Source organism: Microcoleus sp. (assembly GCF_049646505.1).
GTDB lineage: Bacteria > Cyanobacteriota > Cyanobacteriia > Cyanobacteriales > Microcoleaceae > Microcoleus.
Window position 1 is genome coordinate 1 of the sequence record NZ_JBARVX010000421.1, and the last position, 4,920, is coordinate 4,920.

Genomic DNA, 4,920 nt, shown 5'->3' on the forward strand with positions numbered 1-4,920 from the left:
TGTTTTTGAACGGGCGGGCGATCGCAAGAATTCAGGTTTGTAGTGTGGACTGAAGTCCGCAACAAAGAGCGGACTCGCATTCCACACTACAAACCGTTCGATCGCCCGCTAAGCATCAGCGGCAAAATATTTAATTAAGACGCTCATCACTTCACCGGGATTTTGAGTTGGAACAAGCGGGCTCCAGTCAGTAGCGCAGGCAAAATTATCGCGGTGAAAAGAATGAATGACGCGGGAAACAACAGGACGAGAACTGATAATGAAAAGTTTCAAGAGTTCTCGGTTAACTGATGTTGGCAAGTTTGGCTGCTTAGCAGGAGGCTGCATGAATTCGGCAGTTGGATTGTCTTGCCCAACCTCGAAAGCAAGTATTAATTCGGTATTGGGCAGCAGTTGCCGGATGACTTTCAGGGAAGATTCTGCTTCGCTGCGGCTGCGAAATTGCGCGACGGGTAAGCGCTGAAAGTTGGGCAGCAGTCGGTAAATAATCCAAGCGTTCAGAGTTTCTGGAGTGTTCATGGTTGTATTGTAAATTGGGTATGTTTGCCCATAGAAAACTGACAGACTTGCATCTTTTATTGTTAGTGCAGTCTGTTTTGACTATGGTTGTGCCTATCATAATCAATTTAAGCGCTTAATTTAAGCGCTTAAATTAAGATACTGCAATAATATGGTAAAAAAAAGGAAACGTCAACGGCAACCAGAAAATGAGTTGCCTTTTCGGAGACTGCGGGAGGATGCTAACCTCAGCCAAGAAGAGTTGGCTGTACTGATGGGCGTATCGGGTTCGTCGGTGCGACGATGGGAAAAGGGAGACGAACCGACGATGACTGTTCGGCAAATCAGGGATTTTTGCCGTTTGGTGGGGGTATCTTTTGATGAATTGCCGGATTATCTCAGTCGGCGAGTAGATGATGAAGAGTCATAGGGGGATAGATTGGTCGATCGCGCTTTCGATTAAAATAATTAAAATAAGTGCGTTAGCGAAGCTTTCGGCAGGAATCGATCTTTCATTGCAGTACAAATTTTGTGGCAGAGGTAGCCGCTCAAACTTTGAGTAACTCTCAGTATGCTCAACTGTCTGATTGAATTAAATCCCCTGCAGGTGGATGTCGTTTTATAGCTTTGTCAGCGGCCCGAATATTAAGCACTCTCTCTCGATTTAAGACTAATACCATTTTTATAAAGATGTGGTATAGATGAAGTTTTAGCTCCCCCCCGAAATCGCGGGGGGGTTGGGGGGGGTAATATCTAGCGCTACTTTATGAAATTGGTATAATGCTGTAACTGTAGCTCGTCCAATTGGAGTCAAACCAACTATTAATAATCCATCTGCATACCAAATAAAATGTTCGTTCCAACTATCTTGTCTGGGATTAAACAAGGGTACTTCTACGTCTGATTGAACATCTATCGCTGTAGTTTTATTAGATTTTTTGCGGTTGCAGTGAAAGCAAGCTAGTGCCAAATTGTCAATATCGTTAGTCCCATTTTTAGTTAAGGGAATGATGTGTTCGATAGTAAACTCTACGTACTGCCATTGTTCGGAGGCATGACAATATTCGCACAGACAGTTGGCTCTCTGACGAACTTGATTTTGGATATTTTCAGGGATTTGACGGCGAGCGGACATTTCTACACAGCAGGCTGAATCTGACCCAAGAAAAGATTGCGGACAGTCCGATTGACAAAACTGAGGTAATCGTCGATTTCTTCGTAAAGATTGAGTTCTTGTTCTTCCTCATGATTTAGGGGCAAAGTTTGTTGTTTATCCAACAGTTCTTGGATTCAATTTTTGACAGCGGTGGAGGCTTTAAAAATGGGTATGCCTTCCACTAATTCAATTCGGACAGCTCCTTCTATAGGTAGAGTATCGCGCAGGTTTTCCAGTTTTGGCAGGATTAGCATAGTTGTGGATTTTATGGGTTTCCGTCTTGATTATATCAAGGTTTTTTTCAATCTTTCCTGACACTATCCGGCACCCCCACCGCCGAAATACCCGATATCGCCCTTAAATTCTGACACCGAATCAACTCATTAAAATCCAAACTGCGCCCTTCAATTTGCGCCGCAGCTTCAATAGCAAAGAGCAAATGTCCGGCGGCCTCGGCTTCGCTGTAACCGCGCCTGAGAGCGACTTTAATCGCCGTCTCGTCAGCATCTAACTCTACTTGCGAACTGCGGTTGTCGCGCCAAATTCGAGTCATCGCCAGTCCAGTCAAACCACCGGCGATCGCAGTGCCGATCGCATCTGGCTGCAACAACTCTACAACAGTCCCGACAATTCCCGCCAGAGCAGCACCTTGATAAATATCCAGCTTAAACCACTTGAAATTGCCCAAAAAACTCACATTTCGCAATAGCAGCAAATCTCGCTGCGGCTTAGATAGCAACCTCCACAAATCAAAATTAATATAAATCGGTCGAGATTGATTCCAAGGCAAAGGAAAATCGCAATCAATTACCGTCGATTGTTGAGGCTTATTAATAATTTTACACGTCATGCGACCGGAAGCGGGCATCACATCTAACAGGCGGCGAATTTCAGGTTCGGGATTCATGATTGAAGGAAGAAGGAAGAAGGAAGAGGGAAGAAGTCATTAGTCATTGGTCATTAGTCATTGGTCATTAGTCATTAGTCATTGGTCATTAGTAATTAGTCATTGGTCATTAGTCATCAAGAAGAGGGAATTGGTGTGATGAATTTCGCTTATTACTTAGTCTAGATCCCCCTAAATCCCCCTTAAAAAGGGGGACTTTGACCGCTTCCAGTTCCCGTCTAATAAAAGGGGAACTTTGACCGCTTCTTGTCCCCCCCTTCTTAAGGGGGGTTAGGGGGGATCTGGCCTTAATCGCCAGACAGAATACTGGAACTAGGTTTGACGTTAAGTGTCCTTAACTCATACCTTGTTTAAGGCGTTTTCTTGGGTTCAGATTTAGGAGATTCTTGAGCTTTCGGAGCCACTTTTTCACTTTTCGGCGAAGGCTTCGGGCTGGCAATTGCTGGAGCAACTGACGGCTTGGAAGTCGCGGCGGGGGATGCCAGCGGTTTCGGGGAAGCAGGAGCGCTTATCGGGGCAGCAGGGGCTGTCTGAACGCCTAAAATGCTGGAGTCTCCGGTGTCAAATAAGCCGGCGATGCAGGCAATCATCATTGTTGCTAGGGTGCCGACAAATAATGCTTTCCAACCGAGCTCGGAAATGTCTTTGCGGCGGGATGGAATTAGGGCGATCGTACCGCCGACAAATATACCGACGGATGCTAGGTGCGCGAAGCCGGAAAGGGCGTAACTGACAATCAAAACTGTGCGATCGCTAATCAGTCCTTGTTTGGCGGCTTCTGCTAAACTTTGATAGGGCGGAATTGCGGTTTCTAACAGCCGCCGCCCGATGATTACTGATGCTACCCAAGAATCTTCAATGGGAACTCCAGTTAACAAGGTTAGCGGGTAAAATAAGACTCCTTGGATGTTTTGCAGGGTGACAAAACTAAAGATTGTGCCGATGGGAGCCGGCAACACGGCCAGCCAAGCGAAGAATTGATTGATTAAGGAAACTAAGCCCAAGATTAAAATCAAAACAGCGGCGATGGCTACTGCCATTTTCACACCGTCCAATGCACCAATTATCGCTGCATCCAAAGGGCTGACTCGTTCGATGGGTTCTCCGCCAACTGTCTCTTGTTGACGGATTTCGCCGTCCGTTTCGGAAATTTCTTCGCCCACAAACTCGCGGCCTTGAGGTTTCCGTTCTTCCTTGGGGATGCCGCCCATTGTCAGCGGTATTCCTGTTTCGGGAACTAAAATTTTGGAGAGGACAAAACAAGCGGGAATGGCGATAATTGAGGCGGAAACTAAATGTCCTAAAATATTGGGAAATACAGGCTTTAGAAAGCTGACGTAAATTGCTAAAGTTGATGAAGCGGCGGTTCCAAAACAGCAGGAGAGGATCGCACAAATTTCGGAACGGGTCATTTGCGGCAAGTAAGGCTTGACGACAATTGCTGCTTCTATTCCTACGAAAATATTGGCTGCGCCGCTGAGGGCTTCTGCGCCGCTCAACCGCATTGTCTTATAAAATATTTTGGCAAAAACTTCGGTGACAATTTGAATCACGCCGATGTTGTAAAGCAAGGCCATGAGGCCGGAAAAAAAGACTACTGTCGGTAAAGCTCGAAAGGCGAAAATATATCCTAAATTAATTGCCGGATCTTTACCCGGTACTGGTACTATATTGCTCCCGAATACAAATCTCGCTCCGGTGTCAGCAGCGGTGAATACTCCATCGAGCAAGCTAGTAAACCATTCTAGGGCGATGCGAGTTGGGGGAAACAGGAATACTAAAAATCCTAAGACTAATTGCAGCCCAATGCCCCAGATGATGACGCGCCAAGGTATATAACGAACTTGGCGGTTTTCTGAGAAAATCCAGGCGATCGCGCAGAGCCCAAAAATGCCCAGAAATGAGATAAAGTTGTAAATAGACATAAGCCTAGTCCTTGAAATAACTGAGAATGCCGATCGACGGTTTGCACCACATCAGTTATACTATTCATCGGACGGCAAGTGCCAAAAAAAATAATTAGCAGATCAATTACGCACTAAACAGCGTATTTATGTCGTTGTTTATGTCAGCGCCAGCGGAAGCGGATCTTTAGCAACCGTTGATTTGCCGTAATTACCAGCAGTTTAAATAAAAACACGCAACACATGGAAGCTTTTGCTCCACATCCTCCCGAATGGACTGCGACGGCGGTTCACGCTACTGAGTTTTGCTGTCCCAAGTGCGGTGCTAGCTGCACTGATGCCCGCGAGGTCTGGATTAATCGCCGATCGCCAGTATACAGCGAGTTCCAGCGTCGCAAGTGGCAAGAATTTTATCGCTGTCAGTGCGGCGGCGTGTGGTGGGCCTGGAGTAGCGA

Annotated in this window: 7 protein-coding genes; 2 read left to right on the top strand and 5 right to left on the bottom strand. The window is 46.2% G+C overall.

Going from position 1 to position 4,920, the window contains the following annotated elements; translation table 11 throughout:
- Positions 1–108: 108 nt before the first annotated feature.
- A complete protein-coding gene (locus tag WBA89_RS20845) occupies positions 109–519 on the bottom strand; it encodes a hypothetical protein (RefSeq protein WP_424409139.1) in 411 nt (136 codons plus the stop codon).
- Positions 520–670: 151 nt separating this feature from the next.
- Between WBA89_RS20845 and WBA89_RS20850 the strand changes: the two genes are divergently transcribed.
- Positions 671–928, top strand: a complete 258-nt coding sequence (locus WBA89_RS20850) for a helix-turn-helix transcriptional regulator (RefSeq protein ID WP_424409141.1) — start codon at positions 671–673, stop codon at positions 926–928.
- A 279-nt stretch (positions 929–1,207) separates the two neighbouring features.
- On the opposite strand, the gene WBA89_RS20855 is transcribed toward WBA89_RS20850, so the two are convergent.
- From WBA89_RS20855 to WBA89_RS20870, 4 genes are all read right to left on the bottom strand, one after another.
- Positions 1,208–1,633, bottom strand: coding sequence for an HNH endonuclease (locus WBA89_RS20855; protein ID WP_424409142.1), 426 nt, complete (start codon positions 1,631–1,633; stop codon positions 1,208–1,210).
- Between the two features lie 2 nt (positions 1,634–1,635).
- Positions 1,636–1,776, bottom strand: a complete 141-nt coding sequence (locus WBA89_RS20860) for a hypothetical protein (protein WP_424409144.1) — start codon at positions 1,774–1,776, stop codon at positions 1,636–1,638.
- Positions 1,777–1,955: 179 nt separating this feature from the next.
- Positions 1,956–2,561: a DUF3318 domain-containing protein gene (locus WBA89_RS20865; RefSeq protein ID WP_424409145.1), complete on the bottom strand. Its 606-nt coding sequence runs from the start codon at positions 2,559–2,561 to the stop codon at positions 1,956–1,958.
- 350 nt (positions 2,562–2,911) lie between these two features.
- Positions 2,912–4,486, bottom strand: coding sequence for a nucleoside transporter C-terminal domain-containing protein (locus tag WBA89_RS20870; RefSeq protein WP_424409147.1), 1,575 nt, complete (start codon positions 4,484–4,486; stop codon positions 2,912–2,914).
- A gap of 222 nt (positions 4,487–4,708) precedes the next feature.
- Here WBA89_RS20870 and WBA89_RS20875 point away from each other — a divergent pair.
- A partial coding sequence (locus WBA89_RS20875; protein ID WP_424409148.1) for a hypothetical protein occupies positions 4,709–4,920 on the top strand: 212 nt, incomplete at its 3' end.